This window comes from Hydrogenophaga sp., from assembly GCF_025699295.1.
Classification (GTDB): domain Bacteria; phylum Pseudomonadota; class Gammaproteobacteria; order Burkholderiales; family Burkholderiaceae_C; genus Hydrogenophaga.
The window spans coordinates 159,479-183,510 of sequence record NZ_JAILWB010000006.1; the positions used below are offsets into that span (position 1 = coordinate 159,479).

The 24,032-nt window shown below is 69.2% G+C and carries 19 protein-coding genes; 13 read left to right on the forward strand and 6 right to left on the reverse strand.

Translation table 11 applies throughout. The annotated features are described in order from the left end of the window. Nucleotides 1-123 precede the first annotated feature (123 nt). The 5 genes from K5880_RS08080 to K5880_RS08100 all read left to right on the forward strand — a co-directional run bounded on the left by K5880_RS08080 (nucleotide 124) and on the right by K5880_RS08100 (nucleotide 4,624). Nucleotides 124-783 (forward strand): hypothetical protein, encoded by a 660-nt coding sequence (locus K5880_RS08080; RefSeq protein WP_297650586.1) that lies wholly within the window; start codon nucleotides 124-126, stop codon nucleotides 781-783. A 35-nt stretch (nucleotides 784-818) separates the two neighbouring features. Then, on the forward strand, nucleotides 819-1,241 hold the full coding sequence (locus tag K5880_RS08085) for a hypothetical protein (RefSeq protein ID WP_297650588.1): 423 nt from the start codon (nucleotides 819-821) through the stop codon (nucleotides 1,239-1,241). A 7-nt stretch (nucleotides 1,242-1,248) separates the two neighbouring features. Continuing rightward, entirely contained in the window at nucleotides 1,249-2,079 is an 831-nt protein-coding gene (locus K5880_RS08090) for a hypothetical protein (protein WP_297650590.1), read from the forward strand. 8 nt (nucleotides 2,080-2,087) lie between these two features. Further along, entirely contained in the window at nucleotides 2,088-4,061 is a 1,974-nt protein-coding gene (locus tag K5880_RS08095) for a carboxypeptidase-like regulatory domain-containing protein (RefSeq protein WP_297650591.1), read from the forward strand. An 86-nt stretch (nucleotides 4,062-4,147) separates the two neighbouring features. Then, nucleotides 4,148-4,624 carry a hypothetical protein gene (locus K5880_RS08100; RefSeq protein ID WP_297650592.1) on the forward strand — a complete coding sequence of 159 codons (477 nt, stop codon included), beginning with the start codon at nucleotides 4,148-4,150 and terminating at the stop codon, nucleotides 4,622-4,624. 7 nt (nucleotides 4,625-4,631) lie between these two features. On the opposite strand, the gene K5880_RS08105 is transcribed toward K5880_RS08100, so the two are convergent. Continuing rightward, a complete protein-coding gene (locus K5880_RS08105; protein ID WP_297650593.1) occupies nucleotides 4,632-5,894 on the reverse strand; it encodes an MltA domain-containing protein in 1,263 nt (420 codons plus the stop codon). Between K5880_RS08105 and K5880_RS08110 the strand changes: the two genes are divergently transcribed. Further along, nucleotides 5,827-5,982, forward strand: coding sequence for a hypothetical protein (locus K5880_RS08110; RefSeq protein WP_297650594.1), 156 nt, complete (start codon nucleotides 5,827-5,829; stop codon nucleotides 5,980-5,982). The genes K5880_RS08105 and K5880_RS08110 overlap by 68 nt on opposite strands. 12 nt (nucleotides 5,983-5,994) lie before the next feature. Here K5880_RS08110 and K5880_RS08115 read toward each other — a convergent pair whose 3' ends face one another. From K5880_RS08115 to K5880_RS08130, 4 genes are all read right to left on the reverse strand, one after another. Continuing rightward, nucleotides 5,995-6,624, reverse strand: a complete 630-nt coding sequence (locus tag K5880_RS08115; RefSeq protein WP_297650595.1) for a response regulator — start codon at nucleotides 6,622-6,624, stop codon at nucleotides 5,995-5,997. A gap of 46 nt (nucleotides 6,625-6,670) precedes the next feature. Then, nucleotides 6,671-8,728, reverse strand: coding sequence for a nitrogen regulation protein NR(II) (locus K5880_RS08120; protein WP_297650596.1), 2,058 nt, complete (start codon nucleotides 8,726-8,728; stop codon nucleotides 6,671-6,673). Then, entirely contained in the window at nucleotides 8,729-9,535 is an 807-nt protein-coding gene (locus K5880_RS08125) for a carbon-nitrogen hydrolase family protein (RefSeq protein ID WP_297650597.1), read from the reverse strand. Between the two features lie 112 nt (nucleotides 9,536-9,647). Beyond that, a complete protein-coding gene (locus K5880_RS08130) occupies nucleotides 9,648-13,826 on the reverse strand; it encodes a YhdP family protein (RefSeq protein ID WP_297650598.1) in 4,179 nt (1,392 codons plus the stop codon). Nucleotides 13,827-13,840: 14 nt separating this feature from the next. On the opposite strand from K5880_RS08130, the gene glnE reads away from it, so the two are divergent. Then, nucleotides 13,841-16,672: a bifunctional [glutamate--ammonia ligase]-adenylyl-L-tyrosine phosphorylase/[glutamate--ammonia-ligase] adenylyltransferase gene (gene glnE, locus K5880_RS08135; RefSeq protein WP_297650599.1), complete on the forward strand. Its 2,832-nt coding sequence runs from the start codon at nucleotides 13,841-13,843 to the stop codon at nucleotides 16,670-16,672. Then, complete coding sequence (locus K5880_RS08140; protein WP_297650600.1) at nucleotides 16,669-17,313, forward strand: rhomboid family intramembrane serine protease; 645 nt, start codon at nucleotides 16,669-16,671, stop codon at nucleotides 17,311-17,313. Before glnE ends, K5880_RS08140 begins: the two co-directional genes overlap by 4 nt. On the opposite strand, the gene K5880_RS08145 is transcribed toward K5880_RS08140, so the two are convergent. Beyond that, complete coding sequence (locus K5880_RS08145; protein WP_297650601.1) at nucleotides 17,264-18,106, reverse strand: ferritin-like domain-containing protein; 843 nt, start codon at nucleotides 18,104-18,106, stop codon at nucleotides 17,264-17,266. The two genes, K5880_RS08140 and K5880_RS08145, sit on opposite strands and share 50 nt — an antisense overlap. A gap of 549 nt (nucleotides 18,107-18,655) precedes the next feature. Between K5880_RS08145 and K5880_RS08150 the strand changes: the two genes are divergently transcribed. The 5 genes from K5880_RS08150 to K5880_RS08170 all read left to right on the forward strand — a co-directional run bounded on the left by K5880_RS08150 (nucleotide 18,656) and on the right by K5880_RS08170 (nucleotide 24,022). Next, complete coding sequence (locus K5880_RS08150; protein ID WP_297650602.1) at nucleotides 18,656-20,077, forward strand: FAD-dependent oxidoreductase; 1,422 nt, start codon at nucleotides 18,656-18,658, stop codon at nucleotides 20,075-20,077. Beyond that, entirely contained in the window at nucleotides 20,074-20,886 is an 813-nt protein-coding gene (locus K5880_RS08155) for a DUF1365 domain-containing protein (protein WP_297650603.1), read from the forward strand. Before K5880_RS08150 ends, K5880_RS08155 begins: the two co-directional genes overlap by 4 nt. Next, on the forward strand, nucleotides 20,883-22,112 hold the full coding sequence (locus tag K5880_RS08160; RefSeq protein ID WP_297650604.1) for a cyclopropane-fatty-acyl-phospholipid synthase family protein: 1,230 nt from the start codon (nucleotides 20,883-20,885) through the stop codon (nucleotides 22,110-22,112). The genes K5880_RS08155 and K5880_RS08160 overlap by 4 nt, the downstream gene beginning before the upstream one ends. 9 nt (nucleotides 22,113-22,121) lie before the next feature. Continuing rightward, complete coding sequence (locus tag K5880_RS08165) at nucleotides 22,122-22,691, forward strand: chalcone isomerase family protein (RefSeq protein ID WP_297650605.1); 570 nt, start codon at nucleotides 22,122-22,124, stop codon at nucleotides 22,689-22,691. 68 nt (nucleotides 22,692-22,759) lie between these two features. Beyond that, nucleotides 22,760-24,022: an MFS transporter gene (locus tag K5880_RS08170; protein ID WP_297650724.1), complete on the forward strand. Its 1,263-nt coding sequence runs from the start codon at nucleotides 22,760-22,762 to the stop codon at nucleotides 24,020-24,022. Nucleotides 24,023-24,032 lie beyond the last annotated feature (10 nt).

Here is a 24,032-nt window from a genome sequence, read left to right on the forward strand (position 1 = left end):
AGGCCAGATGGTGACCCTGGCCGCGACGACGGAGGGGCCGCAGATCGCGACCCTCCGTTTGCTTTTGGCGCCAGCGCCAGGCCTGCCTGAAACCGTCAGCACACCTTTGGCCAGAATGACGCCATGAAGCGCGCTCCTTGCTCCAGCACACCCCGACACCTCGTCGGTGCCTGCCTGGCGCTGCTGTGCGTGGCGGAAATGGCGGCCGCACATGCCTGGTCGCTGACCGTCAACTCCGGTTCACGTCGACTGTTCCTCCATGTTGGCAACGGCGCCCTGAGCGGCTCACAGGGCACGCTCAATGGCTCCACGGGCCGCAGCGGCATCGTCAACACGGTGCAGGTGGCACCCACGGTCGCCCAACTGATCAGCGGCACCCCCCTGGCCATGACCAGCGACAGCACCCAGAACATCAGCCTGTATGGCGACGGCAACAACACCTGCCCGACGCCTGCCAGCCAGGTCATGATCGGCGCGGGCTATCGCCGCAACGGTGGCGCGGCCAATGCCACGCTGACGGTTGCATCCCCCGCCACGCTCACCAACCTGGTCACGGGCGACACCATCCCGATCACCCAGATCAGCTGGACCGTCTCCGCACCTGGCAGTGGTGTTCCGAACGTGATCCCAGCGGGCGCTTTCAACGGAGGCACCCAGACGCTGGCCACCGTGCCGGGAAATACCTACATCGAAAACTGCCACACGTTCAACTACGCCAACAGCGCCGTTCGAGGCGCGGGCACCTACACCGGCCAGGTCACCTACACCCTTGCAAGCCCATGATGCGGTTCAAACCCTTTCTCACGGTAATGGCGTGCATGTTGATGACCGCCACGGCCGGGGCCAACCCGCACCGGCTGGACGACTCGCTGAGCCACACCGTGCCGCCCAACGTGCAGATGCAGTGGCTGCCTTTGAAATCGGGCCAGGCTTTCGCGGGAGGCATGGAGGCCTGGGTGCGCGTCAACATCCGCATCGACACCCGCGACTGGATGGGTCGCAGTGGGCGCATCTACATGGTGCTGCCCCGTGACCAGGCCTCCGACATCGAAGCCGTGTGGACGACCCAGGGGCGCCTGCAGGCCGGACGCCTGGTGTCGGGAGAACGCACCCTCGTCTTCGCGGGTACCATCCCCGCGGCCACCCTGGAAGACCAGATCCACGTGCGGCTGCGCTCGAACGCCGACTGGACATCCAGCAGCAGGCGCCTGAACTTCCATTTCGAACTCGACGTCGACTGAATCCGTCATGCCCATTGCGTCCTCGAGATCCTTGTTCCGCGCGTCGCATGCCTGGCTGGGCTGGGCATGCTCCGGTATCCTGACCTGTCTGCCTGTCATGTCGCAGGCCCAGGGCTTCGCGGCCTACATCACGCCGCCGCGCTTCGAGGTGCAGGCCACACCCGGTCAGGCGCTGCGCCAGGTGCTGGAGATCCAGCACGTGGGGCAGCAACCGGGTCGCTTCCGCATCTACACGAGCGACTGGACGCTCAACCCCGACAACTCCGTCACCTTCAGCACCGATCTGGCCGCAGACAGCTGCCGGCCCTGGGTGGCCATCGAAAAGCGCGAGTTGGTGATCGAACCCGGCTCGCGCTACCGCTACCGGTTTGAAATCACCCCACCCCCTGGCACGACGGCGCGCGAGTGTCGCTTTGCCCTCATGATCGAAGGCCTGGATGTCGCCAGGGCACAGGGCAGCCTGGACCTGCCGGTGGGGGGGCGCATCGGTGTCGTCGTATATGTCGCCATCGGAGACGCGGCGCCTCTATTGGAAATCGCGGCCACCAAGGTCACCATGGTCGACGGCAAGCCCACCGCCATGATCGAGGTGCGCAACCGTGGCAACGCCCATGGGCGGCTCGACGGTTTCGTCAATGGCACCGATGCCTCCGGCGCGCGGTTCGAGATGGCGCCCGCCGACCTGCCGATCCTGTCTGGCGAGACCCGCGGCGTTGCGATCACGCCAGTGATCGAAGACGGCAAACCCACGCCCGAGATCCGCTTCCCGCTCACCATCAAGGGCACCCTTGAGTGGGGCAAGAACCGCCTGCCGCTGGACGCCAGCTTCACCCCATGAGGGGCGGGGTGACACGCTCATCCCGCTGCCTGCTGGCCTTCCTGGGCTTCCTGATCCAGCTGCCGGGGGTCGCGGCGCAGGGCACCTCCACACCATCCGGCACCAGCGAGCCTGCACCCGCCTACGTGGACCGGGTGATCGAGAACCTGCCACCGCAGGCCGCCATCGACGGCGAAGCCTATGTCTACGACCGCGAGGGCCTGCCGCGTTTCCTGCGCCTGGAAACCCGTCTGGGCACCGAACCGTTCGACCAGCGGCACGCCACCCGCATCGGCTACGGCATCTACGGTCTGCTCGAAACGCCCAACCACGGCACGCTCTCGATCGATGGCACCTACGCGCCACGCGGCAGCAGCGGCAGCATCACGCTGCGCCAGCGCGCCATGCCGCTGGAGGGTGGCTGGTTGACCAGCAACGAGCTTGGCGTGATCAACACGCCCGCCCCCGCCATCTCGCGCCTGCCTTCCCGCGTGTACGTTCCCTCGGCCCTCCTGCAGGGCGTGAGCACCGAGTGGGAAAACCCGGGGCAGGGTATCCAGTTGCAGGCCTCCGCTGGCGAACCCGGGCAACTGGAGTTTCTGCCGGCAAGCGGCTTTCGGGGCTTGCCGGGGCGGCGCACCACATTGGGAGGGCAGTGGCGGATCAACGCAGCAGAAGCCGACCCGCTGTCCTCCGAGGGCTGGACACTGGCAGCGCGACACGAGGACGCGCGCGGCGTGTCGGTCTTCGACACGCCCCAGCAGCCCGGTGGCATCGTCGATGTGAATTCGACCCTGCTGGCCTTGAGGCACGATGGCGCGCAACACCGCATCCAGGGTCAGGTGGTGAGCACCCGGGCCAGCCAACTGAGCGGTAGCCGAAACGGTTTCTGGATCGACGGCGAGTGGGACGATGGTCCACGCAAGCACGGGGCAGGCGCGTACCGCCTGGAGCCCGACCTGAGCTGGGCGCAGTTGCCGCTGGCGAACAACGTCGTCGGCGCCTACCTGCGCTCGAGCTGGCGCACGCGCCAATGGTCGGCGGAAGGCTCGGTCGACTGGCTCGATTCCATCGTCGGCCGCAGCGACAGCGGTTTCTTCGCGACAGGATCGGCGCGCTGGCGACTCAACCGCGACCACTCGCTGGGCGTGGGCACGGCGGTGCGCCAGTTCAATGGCAACGCCTGGAGCACCTATGGCGACTGGCGCTTCCGCAACGGCTGGGGTTCCAGCGGCCTGCGCCTGGAATTCACCGGCGACGACAGCCAGGCCGACTCGCGCGGGTTGACCTGGGACCAGGAATGGGAGGTGCCACAGGGCTGGGCGCTCTCCACCAGCCTGGGCGCCACCGCGTACACCGCCACCGAGTTCCAGACAGCTGAAACCACGTGGAGCGCGGCCATGAGCCTGGCCGCACCGCTGAGCGGCAAAGCCAGCATGCGCGGCAACCTCATCACCGAGCGCAGCAACACCGGACGGACGCGCCACAGCCTGAACCTGGGCGCCCAGTGGCGCATGAACCCGCGCTGGAGCCTGGAAGGCAACTACTACCGCTCCACCGGGCGCAGCCGCGTGAGCCGCACGCTCGACCCCCTGGCCCCGGTGCCGCAGACGATCGCGGATTCAGACCGCTCGTTCTACGCCGTGCTGCGCTACGAATTCGAAGCCGGCAGCCGCAACGTGCCGCTTGGCGGCAAGGCGGCCGACGGGGGCGGCCGCATCGAGGGTACGGTGTATTTCGACGCCAACCGCAGCGGCACCCAGGAAGCCAGCGAAACCGGCGTGCCCAATGTCACCGTGTATCTGGACAACCGCTACGCGGTGCGCACCGACAACCAGGGCCGCTTCGAGTTCCCGTTCGTCGCCCAGGGCCCTCGCACGGTGAGCGTGCGCAGCGACACCCTGCCGCTGCCCTGGAACGTGGTGGACGAGGGCCAGGCACGGGTGGACGTGCGCCTGCGAGAAGGCGTCAGCCTCACCATTCCGGTGCAGCGCAGCGAGTGACCTGAGGCCTTTTCGGGGTTCACCGCCTCCGGTGGCCTACACGAAACGGGGATTCAAGTTCGGGGGGGAGGGGCCGATAGTGGGACATGAGCGCCGCAAAACACCCCCTTTTCCCCGCTTTGGCCGCCGGCGTCCTGGTGCTGGCTCCATCGACCAGCATCGGTGAAAGCGTGCTGACCAGCGCGGGAAAGGCCAGCGCGACGCTGGAACTGCGCATCATCATCCCGCCCGTCATGCAGGTACTGGAAAACAGCCACCCCGTGCGCATGGACGCAGAAGCCAGTGGCGACTGGAGCGCCGAGCAGCGGTTGGTGGTGGTATCCAACATGAAGCGCGGCTTCTGCGTCACCCTGCGCATGAGCGCACCGGAAGTGGAAAACTGGCGCCTGCGGTCGCCGCAGTCCGGTGGCATCACCCTCAACCCGGTGAGCGATGGCTATCGACTGTGCACGCCACGCCCGGGACGGTACACGCTGCTGCTGCAGCACGAGTTCGACGCCACGCAAAAGACCGCCAACAGTGAGCTGCGCTGGCCTGTGCGGACCGACATCACCGCGCTCTGATCCGCGCCTACCGGGGCACCAGCACCCACATCTGCAACGGCTGCTTGAGCGCCGCGGCGGTGACGTAGGCCTCGTCCGTCCAGCCGCCCCAGCCGGTGAACAGGTCGGCGCGCACCGCGCCCACGATGGCGCCACCGGTGTCCTGCGCCATCACCAGCCGCTGCAGGTTCAGCGTGGCCCCTTGCGTGGCCAGCCAGACCGGCGTGCCGTACGGAATGCTCTGCGGGTCGACCGCGATCGAGCGGCCGGGCGTGAGCGGCACGCCCTGCGCGCCACGCGGGCCAAAGCGCGCATCGAGTTCGGTCAGGGCCTCTTCGCGGAAGAACACGGTGCGCGGGTTGCTCCACAGCATCTCGTTGAGGCGCTGCGGGTTCTGTGCTGCCCAGGCCTTGATCGCGGCCCACGAGGCCTCGGTGATGGCGCGCTGGTCGAGCAGCCAGCGCCCCACGCTCTGGTAAGGCTGACCATTGTGCGCGGCAAACGCCACGCGCACCTGGCGCGTGCGGCCATCGGCTTCCACGAAGTTGAGCCGGCCCGATCCCTGGATCTGCAGGATCAGCGCGTCGATCGGGTCGGCCAGCCAGGCCACGGCACGACCCTGCAGCGCTGCCTGAGCCGCGGGCAGGGTGTCGATCTCCTGGCGGCTGTACCAGACCTGCCCGGGGCGCAAACCCGCCGGCGGCGCGTACAGCGGCACGCGGTAGGTGGCTGTGGGCACGCGGCTGGCGGCCATGATCGGCTCGTAGTAGCCCGTGAGCAGCCCGGCGGGCAGGCTGCCGTCGGCCTCGCTCACGCGGTAGGGCAGGAAACGGCGTTCCACCCAGGCCTGCTGCTCGGCCGGTGTGCCGATGGAGAGCTGGCGCACCTCGGCGCACAGCGCGGCGTGACCAGGCACCGGTTTTTCGCAGCCGCGCACCCAGGCGTTCCACACCTCGTGCAGGCTGTCCTGTCCCCAGCCGGGCAGTTCGCTCCAGCGCACCGGCACCCACCGGCTCTTGCCGCGCTGCAACGGCGCGGGCAGCACCGTGTCGTCGGGCGCGGTCACCACGGGCGGCGGCGCATCGGGCACCGGCGTCGCGGGCGGCGGAACGCGCACGGAGGTGCAGGACACCAGGCTTCCTACAATCAAGGCACCCGCCAGCCGGCGCCACGCCACCTGGCCCCACCCCCGACCATCCACTGCGAAAACCCCTGTTCGTTCCATGACCCTGTTACTGCTCGAGGCGCTCGGTGCGCTGGTATTGCTGGTGTTCATCGTGTGGTGGACCATGTTTTCCGGTCGCAAGAAGGGCGAGTTGCCCGACGAGGTGCAGCGCGAGAAAGAGCGCGACGGCTCCGCGCCCCCGAAGCGCGACTGAGGCGCTCGCCCGTCATTGCGGGCGCAGCACATTGGCCAATTCGACAGCCGACTTCACGCCCATCTTGTCGAACACGCGCGAGCGGTGCACCTCCACCGTGCGCACGCTGATGTGCAGCTGGTCGGCCACCAGCTTGTTGGGCAGGCCGGCGATCACGAGGTCCATGACATCGCGCTCGCGATCGGTCAGGCTGTCCAGGCGTTGCCGCAGTTCGCGTTGCGCGCGCTGCTGCGCGATCACCTGGGCCGAACGGTCCAGCGCCTGCTCGACGCGATCGACCAGTGCGTTGTCGGAAAACGGCTTCTCGCAGAAATCGAAGGCGCCGCGCTTGACGGCGTCCACCGCCGTGGGCACATCGGCATGGCCGGAGAGGAAGATCACCGGCACCGCGGCCTGCCAGGGCAGGGCGAGCAGCCGCTCGAACAGCGAGAGGCCGCTCATGCCGGGCATGCGCACATCCAGCAGCACACAGCAGGGCGCCGCCGGCATTTCGGTCCAGATCGTCGCCTCGCCTTCGAAGGCCTCGGCGCTGTCGTAGCCTTCGCTCAGCAGCCGCCGCGTGCGCAACAGCCAGGCCAGCGCCTCGCGCACGCCGGCGTCGTCGTCGACCAGGTAGATCTTGGCATCCGGGTGCTGCGTCATGCGCGGATGATAAGGGGCACCCCCCGCCGCGCCGCGAGGGAAGCGGTCATGCCGCGCCGGGCAAGGTGAACCGGAACACGGTGCCACGCGGCTGCGCGGGTTCGTGCGTGAGGGCGCCACCATGCTGCTCGATCACGGTGCGGCACAGGCTCAGACCCAGGCCCATGCCTTCGGCCCGGGTGGTGAAGAAGGGCGTGAACAGTTTGTCCGCGACCTCGGGGCTCAAACCCGTGCCATGGTCGGTGACGGCGAAGGACACCCATGTCTTTTGCGCCTGCCCGCCCGGCGTTTGCCCCGAATGCAGGCGCAGCTGGCCCACCTCCAGGCGCAGCAGGCGCAGCCCCGAGTGGGTGGACGGATCGCCCGGTGGCATGGCCTGCACGCCGTTGCGAGCCAGGTTCAGCAGCACCTGCTCGACCATGGTGCGGTCGCACAGCACCGGTGGGCAATCGGGTGCAATGTGGATCTGCAGCCGGATGCCCTGCTTCTTGACCTGCAGGCCCAGCAGCGGCTGGATGGCGTCGATCAGGCTCTGGGGCGTGACCACCTCGCGTGCCTGCTCGCGCCGACGCACGAAGTCGGCCACGCTCTTGATGACACGCCCGGCGCGATCGGCCTGCTCGCCAATGCGCCGCATGGCCTGCACCAGATCGGCCTGCACCGGCGCGACCGCCAGCTCGGCGCCCTGGGGCGCCTCCAGCAGATTGAGGGTGCCACTGGCATAGCTCGCGATCGCGGCCAGCGGCTGATTGAGTTCGTGGCTCAGCAGCGAGGCCATCTCGCCTACCGTGGCCAGGCGCGCCGTCGCCTGCAGGCGCTCCTGCGAGGCGCGGTTGAGTTCTTCGACGCGGCGCTGCTCGGTCAGATCCAGGATCGCGCTCATGAAGCCGGTCTGCTGCCCCTGCGCGTCGATCAGCGGCGCCTCGATGATGAGCACGGGAAAGCGCGTGCCATCGGGACGCTGGAACACCGACTCGTAACCCTCTCGCGGCAGGATCTGTCCGGCCAGGCGCACCATCTGCCGCTGCTGGTATTCATCGACCAGCTCGGGCGGCCACCACGGCGCGGGCAGGCCGCTGCCCACGAGTTGCTCGGCGCTCAGGCCCACCATCTCGCAGAAGGCGGGGTTCACGTAGGTGATGCGGCCCTGCATGTCGCGCGCGCGCAGGCCGGTCACCAGCGAGTCCTCCATCGCCTTGCGAAAGGCCAGCGCCTCGGCCACGTCGAGCTCGGCGCGCTGGCGGCGGCGGATGTCGCGCCCGAGCAGCAGCAGCACCGAGAGCAGCGCCAGCGAGAGCGCACCCACCACCGCGGTGAGCACATTGGGGAACAGGCCGCGTACCAGGCGCGGGCTCTGCAACTGCAGCAGCAGCGTGTGGCCTGGCAGGTCGAGCACGGCGCGGGCCGAGAGTGTGCGGCGCGTGCCGGCCACCGTGCTGTGCAGCGCCAGGCGGGTGCCGTCGGCCTCGTTGAATGCCAGGCCACGGCCGCGCAGGATGTCCTTGTTGGTCAGCTCGGCGAGCATGCCGGGCAGGGAGTAGGTGGCCACCAGGAAACCGGCCGGGGTTCCCGCGCGCGTCACCGGCAGGCACATCTCCATCATCTCGATGCCCTTGCCATCGCGCAGCGGCCAGAAATAGCTGCTGGAGTAGGCCGGCCCCGACTGGCGCACCGCGTTGTCGCAGGCCAGGTTCACCTCGGGCAGCGCCTGGGCGCGATCCAGGTAGCTGAACAGGTCGGGAATGTAGAGGCTGTCGCGGTGGGCGAGCAGGCGCCTGCCGGTGTCGCGCCACTCCAGCCGCACCAGCTCGCGGTGCAGGGCCAGCAGGTCGGCCGCCGGGGCGCTCCAGCTATCCACCGTCGGCGTCACGCTGTAGAGCGTCTGCAGCGTCTGCACATTGCGCAGCAGGTTGCTGCGGATGTCGCCGGAGATGGTGGCCGCGTCCTGCTCCAGGGCGGCCTGATCGCGCGCCTCCTCGTACTCCGCCGCGAGGAACACCAGCACCGCCAGCAGCGACACCACCAGCAGGATCAGCGCCGCCCAGAGGCGCCAGCGGCGCGAGCGCAGGCGCTGGCGCCAGGGGCTGCGCGGGTGCGGGAGCATTCAGAGACGGCGGTGCTGCAGAGAGGGCAGTTGCTCGCGCACGCTGCGAAGGCGCTCGATGTCCAGGTCGGCCAGCACCACGCCCGGGCCCGTGGCCTGCAGGGCCATCACCTCGCCCCAGGGGTCGATGACCATGCTGTGGCCCCAGGTGCGGCGCCCGTTCTCGTGCTTGCCGCCCTGCGCGCTGGCAATGACGAAGGCCTGGTTCTCGATCGCGCGCGCGCGCAGCAGCACCTCCCAGTGGGCCTGGCCCGTGGTGTGCGTAAAGGCCGCGGGCACGAGCAGGATGTCGGCCGCGAGCATGCGGTAGAGCTCGCCAAAGCGCAGGTCGTAGCACACGCTCTGGCCCACGCGCCATTCCTGGCCGCCGCGGTCGCGGCACTCGAACACGGTGGGTGTCTCACCCGCCATCAGCACGGCTGCCTCGTCGTAATGCTCGCGGCCGTTGTCGTAGCGGAACAGGTGGATCTTGTCGTAGCGGCTGATACTTTCTCCGCGCGGGTTGTAGACCATGGAGGCATTCGCGGCGTGGCTGGGGTCCTCGGTGGCCATGGGCAGCGTGCCGCCCACCAGCCACAGCTTGAGGTCGCGCGCGGCATCCGACAGGAAGTCCTGCACCTTGCCCAGGCCGGGCGTCTCGGCCAGCACCAGCTTGTCCTCGTCGCGGGTGCCCATGAAGCAGAAGTACTCGGGCAGCACCGCGAGTTCGGCACCGGCAGCGGCGGCCAGGCGCAGCAGCCGCAGGGCTTCGCTGAGGTTGGCGTCCAGGCTGATGCCCGAGACCATCTGGATGGAAGCGACTTTCATCCGGACTCCCGGGAACGAAAAAGGGAAACGAGGGGGTTGCTCATGGGACAGGGTCCTTTCGATCGGGATGGCGGCGCGCGTCTGCCCGAACCGCCGTGACCAGCCTGACAGCTTACTGCAGCGCGCCGGTTGCCGGGTCGCGCGCGGCCGCCGCGGCCGGTGGCGCCGGGCGCTCCATCTTCTCCACCTGCGGATCGGCCCAGCTGCCGGTCACGCGAAACTGCTGCGTGGCCGCCGACTGCAGCGGCTGGCGCAGCAGGAACTGGGCCAGAAAGCTGCCCAGCCCGACGGCGGGATTGATGGCGGTGGCGATCAGCGAAGCTGTGCCGGTGCCGATTTCGGGCACCACCACCACCTGCAGGTCCTGCCGCTCGCGCGCGATGTCGGCGCTGCCTTCCATGAGCACCGCCGCGTTCACACCTTTCATCTGCAGGTTGTTGGTGAACAGAACGCCCTGCTCCAGGCGCGCGTCGCCACGCACGAAGTCGAACGCGAAGCCTTCGGAGAAGACGTCACGGAAATCGAGCACCAGACGCCGCGGCAGGGCCTGCAGGCTGAGCACGCCGAGCAGGCGCGCGGCGCCGGGATCGGCCTTGAGGAACTGGCCGCGTTCGAAGTCGGCGCGGAGCTGGCCGGAAAGCGTGCCGTAATCGATCGCCAGGGGTGAGCCGACCCAGCCGATACTGCCTTCCAGGCGGCCCTTGCCGCCGCGCACCAGCCCGTCGCGCCCGAAGCGCTTGAGCAATTGCCCCGAGTCGTCGACGTCGAGACGGAAGTTCAGCGCGGTGCGGCGCTGCGGGGCCGAGCTGTCACCGGTCTGCCCGCCCAGCGGGGCCCAGTTGCCGGTGGCGCTCAGACGCGCCTCGGGCACGCCCAGCCGCAGCCGGGTCAGACGCCACTCGCTGCCACGCAGCGGACCGGCCCGGTTGACCGCCTCCACCTCGACGCGCCCGAGGTGGCGCCCCGCCAGCACCAGGTCGTCCACTGCGATGTCCAGCGCGGGCACGCTGGTCGGCTGCTGTAACAACTGCTCCACGTCCGACGCCGCCGAGGGTTCCAGCCGCAAACGCGCCAGCCGCGCGTACACGCTGCCGGCCCCCTCCTGCCGCACCTCCAGGTAACCGTTGAGTTCGTCGGCATCGACGTTGGCGCGCCACCGCGCACCTTCGCGCGATCCCCCCAGCACCACGCGATGGAAGCTGCGCCCGGCGATGTCGAGCCGTTCCGCGCGCAGTGCCACCGCAGTGGGCAGGTAGGCCAGGCTGCCGCCGAGGTCACTGGCCGCTGGCCCGACGCGCGGCAGCGGCGTGGCCATGGCGGTCGCGCTGGTGCGCACGTCCTGGCCGGTGGTGGTCAGGAAGACCCGCTTCCAGGCATCGACATCCACCTCGCCCAGCTGCACATTGGCCACCACACCCTCGGCGGGCAGCGGCGCGGTGTCGCCCGCATCCAGCCCCACGGCAATGGCACCACGCAGCACGCGCGGCTCGGCCGCGGAGAGTTCGCGCTCGTACTGCATGGACATCACGGGCGCGAGCGCGGAGCCGAGGTGAACCGCAAGCCGGTCGGTGCGCGCGCGCCCGCCGGCGACGCTGAGCACCGTGTTCTCGAACCGCAGCGGCAGGCTGGCCTCGGCCAGCTTGTTCAGCGGCGTGGGCAGGCTCAGCGCCATGCCCTGCAGGTTGCTGGCCACCTGCAGCTCGGGCTGGCCGCCGCGAAAACCCAGCTGGGCGGTGTAGGCCGCACTGCCGCTGGCGTTGCGGAACAGGCGCGAGGCAAAGCCCAGCCCCGCGTCGCGCAGGGCTTCGGCGCTGGCTACCCCCTGGCCACGGAACTGCAGCCTCGACACACCTTGCCCATCGGGCCGCAAACCGCCTTCGAAGCGCAGCTCACCGCCGAACACCCGGGCCTGCGCGGCGCGCACCGAAAAGCCGCTCTCGCTGAAGTCCAGCGTGCCGCTGGCGCGACCGAGCAGCGGTGTGTCGGGACTGATCTGCAGGTCATTGCCCGGGAGTTTCACGCTGCCGCCAAGACGCGTCGAGCGGACATCGGCCAGTGGCATCTGCATCCCGAACGCGAGTTCGGCGTTGCCTCCGATGCGTGCGCGCGCCAGCGCCTCGCCGGTCATCGTGTTGAGCGGCGAGCGCTGCACGAAGCCCAGCACCTCGCTGGCCGGGCCCTGCGCGCGCGCGTCCACCACCAGGACGGCTTCGCGCCCAAGATCCTCCACCTCCACCACCCCCTGGCCCAGGCGCACGCCGGGCGCGCTGGCCACGCCGCCTTCGAGGCGGCTGAGCATGAGCGAACTGCGGTCGAGCACGAGCTCGCCGCTCACGCCACGCAGCCCGGGCCAGCTCACATCGCCCGGGTCCTGCAGGAATGCCGGCAGGTAATCGAAGTCCACCTGTTGCAGCGACGCAGCGATGCGGAATTCGCCCTGCTCGCCGGGCTTGTCGAACGGCACGTGGTCGACCGGTCCCTGCACGCGGAAGCTGACCTGGCTGGAATGGCCACCGCGCACCGCCTCGCGCACATAACGCCGCGCCTCGGCGTTGATGGTCAGCGGCAGATAGCGGTGCACCCGCGTGGCGTCGGCGCGGGTGAGGGTGGCGGTGAGGTCGAGCACGCCGGGAAAGCGCGACGCCGTGGAACCGGGCGGGACGTCGCTGGTGTGCCAGCGCACCTGCGCCGTGCCCTCGGCATCGGCGTTGGCCAGACGCAGGTTGTCCAGTTGCGCCTCGATGCGCCCGCCCCGCACGCGCCAGGATGCTTCGGCCTGCAGGTGCTGCAAAGGCACACTCGACTCCTCGAACACGTCGGGCAGTTCAATCGAACCGTCGGTGATCTCGATGCGCGCACGGCCACCGTCGCGGTTGAGGTCGAAGTCGACCTCGGCACCCCGGATGCCGGGCCTCCCGGGCAGGGGAAAGCGCCCCGACTCCGACATGCGGCCGCTGTGCTCCCCGGCCAGTGCCAGACCGCTGACACGCCCTCGCGCCTCGTACACGTCCAGGCCACTCTGCCAGCGCGCCGAGAGGCCCTCCACACGTCCCTGGGGCTGCAGCTGCACCAGCCGGCGGTGCGCCTCATCGGGCAGCGGCAGGTGACTGGCCAGTGCAGCGAGCGCGCCCAGCTCCAGACGCTGTGCGCTCAGGGCGGTGCTCGCGCGCCGCCCGCCGCGCCCGGTGGTGTGCTGCAGGCTCAGTTGTCCTCCCGGCCAGTCCACCCCGTCGCGGGTGCGAAAGCGCAGGTCGTCGGTGGACAGGCTGTACCCTTCGTCCGACCACTGCGCGGCCACCCGGCCCTGCAGCTCGTCGACCACCAGCGCCGGCAACTGCGGGCCGAGCTGCGTGTCCACGTCCCGCAGCGCCAGGTCGGCGGTGACGCCGGTCAGTTCGCCGTTGGCCACGTCGGCCCAGGCGCGCAGGGCGCCCTGGCCCGCGCGCACGTCCAAGCCCCAGGGCGAGAGATCGACGTAGGCACGCAGGCGCGCCACGTCCACGTGCGAGAAGCTCGCGTGAAGTTCACCACCCCAGCGCTGCCAGAGAGGCTCGCCGGGCGCGCGGCGCCCCAGGTCGATCAGCGGTTCGCGCAGGCGACCGACCAGGCTCAGGCGCTCGCCCCACTCGGGCGGCGGCGTGGCGTCGAGCCGGAACTGGTGCGTCAGCGCGGTGTTGCGCGCCACGAAGTCCAGATCGCCCAGCGCCAGCGTGGGCTGATCGCGCAGGTCGTCGGTCCAGCGCACCGTGCCGCGCTGGATGGCGAACTCGCCCACGGAGAAGAACCAGTCCGCGCCCGTCTCACGCACCTCGCCCCGCCCCGTCAGATCGATGCCCGCCACCTCGATGCGACCCTGCGCGGTGCGCCGAACATCCAGCACTGGACGCTCGATCACCACCTGCTCCAGGCTGCCTTGCCAGAGGGAGCGCACAGAGACAGCGGTGCGCACCAGCGGCAGGTGCAGGGCGACCCGGCCCTGCGCATCGAAGAGCTGCACGTCGCGCAGCTCCAGCGTGGGCATGAGGGTCGGCAGGATGCGGTCACCGCCGGCGGTGTTGTCGGCGCGGATCTCGCCCACCCGCACCGGCGCCCCGACCGTCTTGCTCGCCCACTGTTCCAGCTCGGGGCGCCAATCGCCGATTCGGGGCACAATCCACGCATTGAGCGCGGCCCAGCTCAGCACGAACAGGCCCCAGGCCAGGAACACGAGCCACAAGCAAAGTCGGGCTGCCACCGCAAGAGGCTTGAGGGTTCGCCAGGCGGGGGCGATGGGAGCCGGGCTTTGATTCATGTCCACTGCAAATTATGACGGCCACCCATTCCACAGGTTCCGCAGCGGAAGATTCCGTCTTGTCATCAAATGTGAACCCGTGCCCGCCACTGGGTGAGGCCGACCGCCAGGCCGATCGTTCGCGCTTCGTGCAACGTGTGCGCCGCCGCTACCAGGCCGAGTTGGCGTGCCTGCCCCCCGGTGAACCCGTGCTTGCCAGCATGCAGGCTGGCCTGGACCGGCTGCGCGAGCGTGGCCTGGCGATGCCCGCCGCGCTGCGCGTGCTGCGCCAGCTGGTGCTCGAACGCCTGGTCGTGCTGGACTGCGAGCAGGGCGTGCCGCTGGCGGTGGTCACACGCGCCGTGACCGAGCTGGCCGAACTGGCGCTGGACGTGGCCTGCGCGCTGGCCTTCGCCGACCTGGACGAACTGCATGGCGCACCTCAACGCCTGGACAGCAAGGGCCAGATGCAGCGCGCGCAGCTCTGGGTCATCGGCATGGGCAAGCTGGGCGCGCGCGAGCTCAACGTATCGAGTGACATCGACCTGATCTACGTCTACGACCAGGACGGTGACACCGCGGGCAATGCGCAGGGACGCAACCGCATCAGCAACCACGAGTACTTCGGCAAGGCCGTCAAGCACATCTACGGCACCGTGGGCGAGACCACCGAGCACGGCAACGTGTTCCGGGTCGACCTCGCCCTGCGGCCCAATGGCAACTCCGGCCCGAGCGCCGTTTCCCTGGGCGCGCTGGAGGAGTATTTCCTCGTGCAGGGCCGTGAGTGGGAACGCTTTGCCTGGCTCAAGAGCCGCGTGATCGCCCCCGCCGCCTGCGTGAAGGACCGCAGCGCCGGCGCGCTGCGCGGCACCGTGCTGCCCTTCGTGTTCAGGCGCTACCTCGACTACGGCGTGTTCGAGGCGCTGCGCACGCTGCACAGGCAGATCCGCGACCACGCGGCCAAGCGAGCGGCCGGCAACCCCGGCCGCTCGAACGATGTGAAGCTCTCGCGCGGCGGCATCCGCGAGATCGAATTCACCGTGCAGCTGCTGCAGGTGGTGCGCGGTGGCCAGTTCCCCGAGTTGCGCACGCGGCCCACGCTGGATGCGCTGCAGCGCCTGTGCAAGGCCGGACTGATGCCCCAGGCCACCGCCACCGCGCTGGCGCAGGCCTACGAATTCCTGCGCCGGGTGGAGCACCGCATCCAGTACCTCGACGACCAGCAGACCCACGTCATGCCCACGCAGGACGACGATCTGGCCTGGCTGGCGGCCACGCTGGGCCTGCCCGACGTGTGCGCCTTCCTGCACACGCTGGACATGCACCGCGAACTGGTGGCGCAGGAGTTCGACACCCTGCTCGGCGGGCCCACCAACGGCGGCTGCAATGGCAAGAAGGGCTGCAATGGCAAGAGCGCGGGCGCCAACGGGCGCAACGCGGTCGACGACCTGCAGGGCGCGCTGGAGCAACTGCCCGCGGCCTTCGCCGCCAAGGTCGCTCAATGGTGCGAGGACCCGCGCGTGCTGGCCCTGCGCGAGGACACGCGCTTGCGGCTGGTGCGGCTGGTGCAGCGCACCGGCGCCTGGCTCGACACCGGCCGGGTCAGCGAGGAAGCGGCGCTGCGCATGGCCGACTGGCTGGAGAAGCTGCTGCGCCGGGAAAGTTATCTGGCGCTGCTGCAGGAGCGGCCTTCGGTGCACGAGCGCCTGCTGCGCCTGCTGGGCGCGGCCCGGTGGCCCGCGCGCTACCTGCTCCAGCACCCTGGCGTGATCGACGAACTCGCCAGCCAGCAACTGCTCACCGACCGTTTCGACGCCGCGCAGTTCGAGGCCGAGCTCGAAGCACGCCGCGCCGCGCTGCAATCCACCGGCGAGGACGACGAGGAGACGCTGCTCAACCTGCTGCGCCGCGCGCACCATGCCGAGGTGTTCCGCACGCTCGCGCGCGACGTGGAGAAGGTGCTCACGGTCGAACAGGTAGCCGACGACCTCTCGGCGCTGGCCGACTCGGTGCTGCGCACCACCGCGCGCTGGTGCTGGGCGCGGCTGAAGAACCGCCACCGCGACGAACCCTGCTTCGCCATCATTGGCTACGGCAAGCTGGGTGGCAAGGAACTGGGCTACGGCAGCGATCTCGACATCGTCTTCGTCTACGAGGACGAACACGAGAATGCGCCGGAGGTTTATGCCGCCTTCGTGCGCAAGATGATCAACTGGCTGACGGTGAAAACTGGCGAAGGTGACCTGTTCGAGATCGACACCGCGCTGCGGCCCAACGGCAACTCGGGTCTGCTGGTCACCAGCTTCACCGCCTACACCAACTACCAGCAGCAGCGCGGCAGCAATACTGCGTGGACCTGGGAGCACCAGGCCATGACGCGCGCGCGCTTCGTGCTGGGAGGCATCTCCCTGGCCGGCCGTTTCGACGCCGTGCGCGACGCCGTCATCACCGCGCCCCGCGACGCCGACTCGCTCGCGGCCGAGATCGTCACCATGCGAGGCAAGGTGCGCGCGGCACACCCTGTGCGCGGCACGGCCTTCGACGTCAAGCACAGCCCGGGCGGCATGGTGGATGTGGAATTTGCCGTGCAGTACCTGGTGCTGCTGCATTCGCGCACCCACCCGGAACTGCGCGCCAACACAGGCAACATCAACCTGCTGCGTCGTGCCGAGACCGCCGGCCTGCTCGCACCCGGCATGGGCGAGGCGGCGGCGAAGGCCTACCGCGAGCTGCGCCAGATCCAGCACCGCGCACGGCTGGACGAGTCGCCCACCCAGATCGACGCCGCGCTGGTCGCCGACTCGGCGCGGGCGGTGCTCGCACTCTGGCAGCATGTGCTGGGGCACGCGACGGCCTCGACCGCATGAGCCGAGGCGCCGCAGGCACCGCCGCCACCTACAGCTGGCTGCTGCTGTGCTGCGTGCATGGCGCGGCGAGCATGCTGCTGTGGTGGTGGGGCGACGGGGCGGCGCAGGCTCTGACCTGGAACGCGGCCGATTGGCCGGCACGTCCCTGGACTTTGTGGACCAGTGCCTGGGTGCACCTGAACACGCAGCACCTCGTGGGCAACCAGCTGGCACTGGGCGCCCTGGTGGCGTTTGGCTGGATGGTGCGCCCCGACCTGCGATGCACCACGGCCTGGTTGCTGGCCTGGCCACTGAACCAGATATCGCTGCTGCTGTGGCCACAGATCGGCTCTGCGGTGGGCCTGTCGGGCCTGCTGCACGCCGGCACCATGGTGCTGGCGGTGCAGATCGCGCTGGACCGCATTCCGATCCGCGGCGCGCGCTTCTGGGGCGGGCTGCTGGCGCTGGGCGCGCTGACCAAGGTGGTGCTGGAGGGGGGCTGGCTGCGGCCCATGGTCTGGGACGCCAGCCACAGCATGCTGGTGGTCCAGGCGGCCCACCTCACGGGCGTGCTGTGGGGCCTGCTGCTGGGCCTGGCCGCGGCCTGGCGTTTCAGGCCGCCGAGGGCACGGCCACCGCGAGCGACTTCCGGAACCGGTTGAGTTCCTGCACGCTCTTGAAGCTCTGCTCCATGAGCAGGCTCATGTTGTGCAGGATGCGCTCGACCACGCGCGTTTCCCATACCGCATCGAAGTTGATCTGCTTGTCCAGCCAGTGCTCAAGCCACTCGGGATTGGGCAGGCGGCTCTGGATCGTGTCCTTGGGGAACAGGTCCTTGTTCACATGCAGGTTGGTCGGGTGCAAGGCCTGGGCGGTGCGCCGCGCGCTGGCCATGAGCACGCCGACCTTGGCGAACGCCGAGCGCGCCTCGTCACCGAACTTGCCGATGGCGCGCTTCATGTAGCGCAGGTAGGCGCCGCCGTGGCGGGCTTCGTCCTGGCTGAGCGTGGCGTAGATCTTCTTGATCACCGGCTCGGTGTGCCATTCGCTGGCGCGCCGGTACCAGTGGTTCAGCCGAATCTCGCCGCAGAAATGGAGCATGAGCGTCTCCAGCGGCGGAGCCGGGTCGAATTCGAAGCGGATGTCGTGCAGTTCCTGCTCGGTGGGCACGAGTTCGGGGCGGAAGCGGCGCAGGTATTCCATCAGCACCAGGGAATGCTTCTGCTCCTCGAAGAACCAGATCGACATGAAGGCGGAGAAATCGGAGTCATCGCGGTTGTCGCGCAGGAACATCTCGGTGGCCGGCAACGCCGCCCACTCGGTGATCGCGTTCATCTTGATGGTCTGCGCCTGCTCTTCGGTCAGGGCCGACGCGTCGAACGAGTCCCAGGGAATGTCCTTGTCCATGTCCCAGCGCACGGATTCGAGTTGCTTGAAGAGTTCGGGGTAGAGCATGGTGGTCCTTCGTAACGCGGACATTCTATGCGGCAGGGGTGTCCAACACGCTGCAACGCCGCGACGCGAGGGCGGGATTGAATCCGCCAGGCCCGGGCCCGCGTAAGGCTTTTTGAGCGGTGTCGGAGGGTGCGCGGGCAAATACCGGACCCGCAGGCAGACCAAAAACCATTTGACTTGAGTGGTCATAGTCAAGTTTATATCGACCAAATTGTGACTGTTCAGTCACAATGAGACCAATCAGTAATCAACCAGCCATCCATGCGCTCGCCTCTCCTCCACCCCTTCAAATGCCTAGCAGCGACGCGCCGGAACTTTTCGCGGCCGCATGGCCTCGTAACCAGCAGGTGGGCGGCCGCACCGACCGCCAGTTTCCGTTTTGCACTGCGAAGCCTTCCGGATCCCCGTGATCCGGCTGCAATCCCGAGGCGCTTCTCCTCCTCCTCCCTCCCTCCCTTGTTCGTCTGGGGGCGCTTCGCAGTCTTTTGTATTGGCCTGGCTGGTCGCCGCACCCGACGGTGCGCGGCCCGCCAGTCCTGAGGTCCGCCCATGCGCACGGACCTGCCTTCCCATTTCCTCCAGCCATCCGCACGGCCCATGCGCCCTGCGCGCGTGGCCATCATCGGCTCCGGCATTTCAGGGCTGGCCGCGGCCCACACGCTGCAGGGGCTGGCCGACATCACCCTGTTCGAGGCAGGCGGGTACTTCGGTGGCCACACCCACACGGTCGACATGACCCTGCCCGACGCGCATGGCGTGCCGAGAACTTTCGGCGTCGACACGGGTTTCCTCGTGCTCAACGAGCGCACCTACCCCAACCTGCTGGCGCTGTTCGACGCGCTGGAGGTGCCGATCGCGAAGTCGGACATGTCGTTTTCAGTGCAGGTTCCAGGTGCCGGCCCGGGCGGTGGTGACCTCGAGTGGAGTGGCAGCGACCTCGCCAGCGTGTTTGCTCAGCGCCGCAACCTGGCCAACCCGCGCTTCCTGCGCATGCTGGCCGACATCGTTCGCTTCAACCGCATCACCACCCGACTGGCCGAACGGGGTGAGGATCTGCGACCTGACAGCCCGCTGCTGCAGCCGCTGGGAGACTTCCTGCGCGCGCACGGCTTCTCTGACGCGTTCCGCGACTGGTACTTCCTGCCCATGATGGGATGCATCTGGAGCTGCCCGACCGATCAGATGCTGGCCTTCCCGGTCGCGACCATGGTGCGCTTCTGCCACAACCACGGCCTGATCCAGGTCGCGAACCGGCCGCAGTGGTACACGGTGGCCGCAGGGGCGCGCCAGTACGTGCAGAAAATCGTCGCGCAGGTGGCCGACAAGCGCCTGGCGACGCCGGTGCTGCAGGTGCTGCGCGACGAGCACGGTGTGCGCGTGGTCACGCGAGACCATGTCGAGCGCTTCGACGCCATCGTGATGGCCTGCCACAGCGACCAGTCCCTGCGCCTGCTCGGCGCCGAGGCGACGGCCGACGAGCACGAGGTGCTGGGGGCCATCCGCTACCAGCCCAATCGCGCCGTGCTGCACACCGACGCCTCGGTATTGCCCGGGAATCCGCGCGCCTGGGCGGCCTGGAACTACGAGCGCGCGGCCAGCGCCGACGCGGAGTCGACCAGCGTCTGCCTGCACTATCTGATCAACCGCCTGCAACCGCTGCCGGTGCAGCAACCGGTGCTGGTCTCGCTCAATCCCCAGCGGGAGATCGTGCCCACGCAAGTGGTGGGCGAATACGCCTACGAGCACCCGGTATTCGACATGGAGGCCATTCGCGCACAGGGGCGCCTGCCTACCCTGCAGGGCCAGCGCCACACCTGGTTCGCCGGCGCGTGGACCGGGTACGGCTTTCACGAAGACGGGCTCAAGTCGGGCCTGCAGGCCGCGCGTGCGCTGATCGACGCGCTGCGCCTGACACCCGTACCCGCCAAGGGCGAGGCCTTGCGCGCGGCGTTGCCGGGGGTGTTCGCGTGACGGCCTCCGCCGTGCAACGGGCGCTGCTCGGCTTCGGCCAGGTGCGCCACACGCGTCACCGCCCCCGGCGCAATGCCTTCGCCTATCCCACCTGTTTCCTCATGCTGCCCATGCGCAGCCTGCGCACGCATGGACCGGGCGCGCTGGCGCGCAACCGCCGCGCCGCGCTGAGCTTTCACGACGCCGACCATGGCGACGGTCGTGCCGACAGCCTGGACTGGCTCGACGATGTGCTGCAACAGCATGGTATTCACGACGCGACGGGTGAGGTCTGGCTGCACACCTACCCGCGCGTGCTGGGCTATGCCTTCAAGCCGGTGAGTTTCTGGTACTGCCATCGCGCAGACGGTTCGCTGCGCGCGGTGCTCGCCGAGGTCAACAACACATTTGGCGAACGCCACTGCTACCTGCTGGACGCGCCGCGCTACGGCCAGCCCTGCGAAGCCGACAAGGTGTTCCACGTCTCGCCGTTCTGCCCGGTTCGCGGCCACTACCGCTTTGTCTTCATGCGCACCGGCGGCCCCAGCCCGCGCACGGTTGCGCGCATCGACTACTTCGATGGCGCGCAGGGCGAGCAGGCCCTGCTCAACACCAGCGTCAGCGGTGAGCTGCTGCTCTTGAATGCCCATACCTTGCGCCGCGCCCTGTGGGCCCACCCGGCCATGACCTTCGGTGTGATCGCGCGCATCCACTGGCAAGCCCTGCGTCTGTGGCTCAAGCAAGCACCCTTCTTCCGCCAGCCGCCCGCACCGGACGAATTCGTATCCGCCCCTGTCTCGCCCGCCACCACCCATTCCAGCCTGCCATGAACAGCACCACCGCTCCCCACGGCCCTGCCGGCTTTCACCTGCCGCGCAACGCGCCTGCGGCCGCCCGCACCGCATTGCAGCTGCTGCAGCGCCTGGTGCACGGCAGCCTCACGCTGCAACTGCCCGATGGCTCGGTGCAGCGCCTGGGTCGGGCCGAAGGCCCGCACGCCAGCATGAAGCTGCACAACTGGAACGTCTGCGGCGCGACGCTGAAATCGGGCGACATCGGTTTCGCGGAAAGCTACATCGCCGGCGACTGGAGCACGCCCAACCTGCCGGCCCTGCTCTCGCTGCTGGTGGCCAACCGCCGCGAGGTGGAGGACATGGTGTATGGCTCGTGGCTGGGTCGCCTGGCCTACCGCGTGCGGCACCTGCTCAACCGCAACTCCCGGGCCAACAGCCGCAAGAACATTCACGCGCACTACGACCTGGGCAACGCCTTCTACGGCCTCTGGCTGGACGAGACCATGAACTACTCGTCGGCCTGGTTCGAGCACACCGAGCAGCCCATGGTGTCGGCCCAGCACGCCAAGGTGCGCCGCGCGCTGGAGATGGCCGGCGTGCGCCCCGGCGACCGCGTGCTGGAGATCGGTTGCGGCTGGGGTGCGCTGGCGGAGAAGGCAACCACCGAATTCGATGCCAGCGTGGTCGGCGTGACACTGTCGACCGAGCAGCTGGACTTCGCGCAACAGCGCATGCGCCGCATTGACCGCCAGGACCGCGCCGACCTGCGCCTGCAGGACTACCGCGACATCCAGGACGCACCGTTCGACGCCATCTGTTCGATCGAGATGGTCGAGGCCGTGGGTCGCGAATACTGGCCGACCTACTTCCAGACCGTCTCGCGCCTGCTCAAGCCCGGCGGTCGCGCCTGCGTCCAGAGCATCGTCATCGACGACGCCCACTTCGAACGCTACATCAAGGGCACGGATTTCATCCAGCAGTACATCTTCCCGGGCGGCTGCCTGCCTTGCCCGCGCGAGTTCCGCGCGCAGGCCGCGCAGGCCGGGCTGGAGGTGGTGGACGAATTCGCTTTCGGCCACGACTACGCGCGCACGCTGGCGATCTGGCGCGAGCGTTTTCTGCAGCAGAAGGACCGCGTTCTGCAACTCGGATTCGACGCGCGCTTCCTGCGCATCTGGGAGTTCTACCTCGCCTACTGCGAGGCGGCCTTCGAACAGGGCAGCGTGGACGTGGTGCAGTACACGCTGCGCAAGCCAGCCTGAGCCTGCGCCATGCATCGCACGCATCTTCTTGCCCTGTTGCTGACATGCGCCGCTGCGGTTTTGCCCGGCGTGAGCGCGCAGGCCAGTACGCCCGAACCCACGCTGGGCGCGGCCTTGCAGGGCCAGCAACCGCTGGGCACGGCGCGCCTGCGCTACTGGGGTTTCGACGTCTACGACGCCCGCCTGTTCGTGGCGCCCGGTTTTGACGCGCAGCGCTATGAAGACCAGCGCTTTGGCCTGGAACTGAGCTACCTGCGCGAGCTCAAGGGCGCGGACATTGCCGAACGCTCGATCGATGAAATGAGGGATCTGGCGCCCATCGAACCCGCGCAGGCGCGGCGCTGGCGCGCGGCCATGGGCGCGCTGTTCCCGGACGTGCAGCGCGGCGACCGCATCACCGGCGTGCACGTGCCGGGCAGCGGTGCGCACTTCTACCTCAATGGCCGGTTGCTCGGCGAAGTGGCCGACGCAGCCTTCTCGCGCCAGTTCTTCGGCATCTGGCTCTCGCCGAAAACCTCGCAGCCGCGCCTGCGCGAGGCCATGCTGCAAGCCCCGGGCGGCCCGCCGCGAACGCCGTGAACACCGCCCCCACCGACACGCCCGAACCGGCGGCGCGCTTTCTCGGCCCCGGCGCCTGGCGCGAGGGTCTGCGCTACGGCCTGCTTGGTTTGCCGCTGGCCTTCGTCGCGCTGCCGCTGTACGTGATCCTGCCCAACCACTATGCGCGGGCCTTCGGTGCGCCGCTGGCGCTGCTCGGCGCGGTGCTGCTCGCGGCGCGTCTGGTGGACGCGGTGCTCGACCCCTGGATCGGGCGCTGGTGCGACCGCCTGTTCGCGCGATCGGTTCGAGCGGTCATGACCGCCACCGGCACCGCGGCGGTGGTGCTTGCGCTGGGCCTGTGGGGCCTGTTGTTTCCGCCAGCCGCGATGCGCGAGGCTGGCGTTGCGACGCTGCTCACCTGGATGGGCCTGCTGCTGGCCATCAGCTACACCGCGTTCAGCGTGGTCTCGGTGGCGCACCAGTCCTGGGGCGCGCGGCTGGGGGGCAACGAGGTGCAGCGCAGCCGCGTGGTGGCGTGGCGCGAAGGCCTCGCGCTGCTGGGCGTGTTGATCGCCGCGGTGTTGCCCGGCACGCTGGGCCTGGGTGCCACGGTCTGGGCGTTCGCAGCACTGCTCTCCATCGGATGGTGGGCCTGGGGCCGCAGCGCGCGCCCTGCCGCACATCGGCCCCAAGGTGCGGCCGATGGCTGGCACTCGTCGCCGCTGCGCCAGCCGGCCTTCCTGCGCCTGCTGGCGGTGTTCGTGCTCAACGGCACCGCCAGCGCCGTGCCGGCCACGCTGGTGCTGTTCTTCGTGCAGGACCGCTTGCAGGCGGCCCCGGCGATCGAACCCGCGTTCCTCGCCACCTATTTCCTCTGTGCCGCACTGTCCATGCCGCTGTGGGTGCGGCTGGTACCCCGGTTGGGGTTGGCCCGCACCTGGCTGGCGGGCATGGGCCTGTCGGTGGCGGTGTTCATCTGGGCCGCCACGCTGGGTACAGGCGATGTGTGGCCTTTTCTCGTGGTGTGCGCGCTCTCGGGAATCGCCCTGGGCACGGACCTGAGCCTGCCTGGCGCGATGCTCGCCGGGCTGGTCGGGCAACTGGGCGCGCGCGGCCAGCGCGAGGGGGCGTACTTCGGCTGGTGGAACTTTGCCACCAAGCTCAACCTGGCACTGGCCGCCGGCCTGGCGCTGCCGCTGCTGGCGCTGTTCGGCTACGTGCCCGGCGCACGTGACCCGGCTGCGCTGCAGACACTCACCATCGCCTACTGCCTGCTGCCGTGCGTGCTCAAGTTGCTCGCAGCCGCGGCGCTGCAGACGCTGGTCATCCGCCCGGCGCAGCGCGCGGCCCTGCTGTCGCCCACCCACTGAAAGAGTTCCC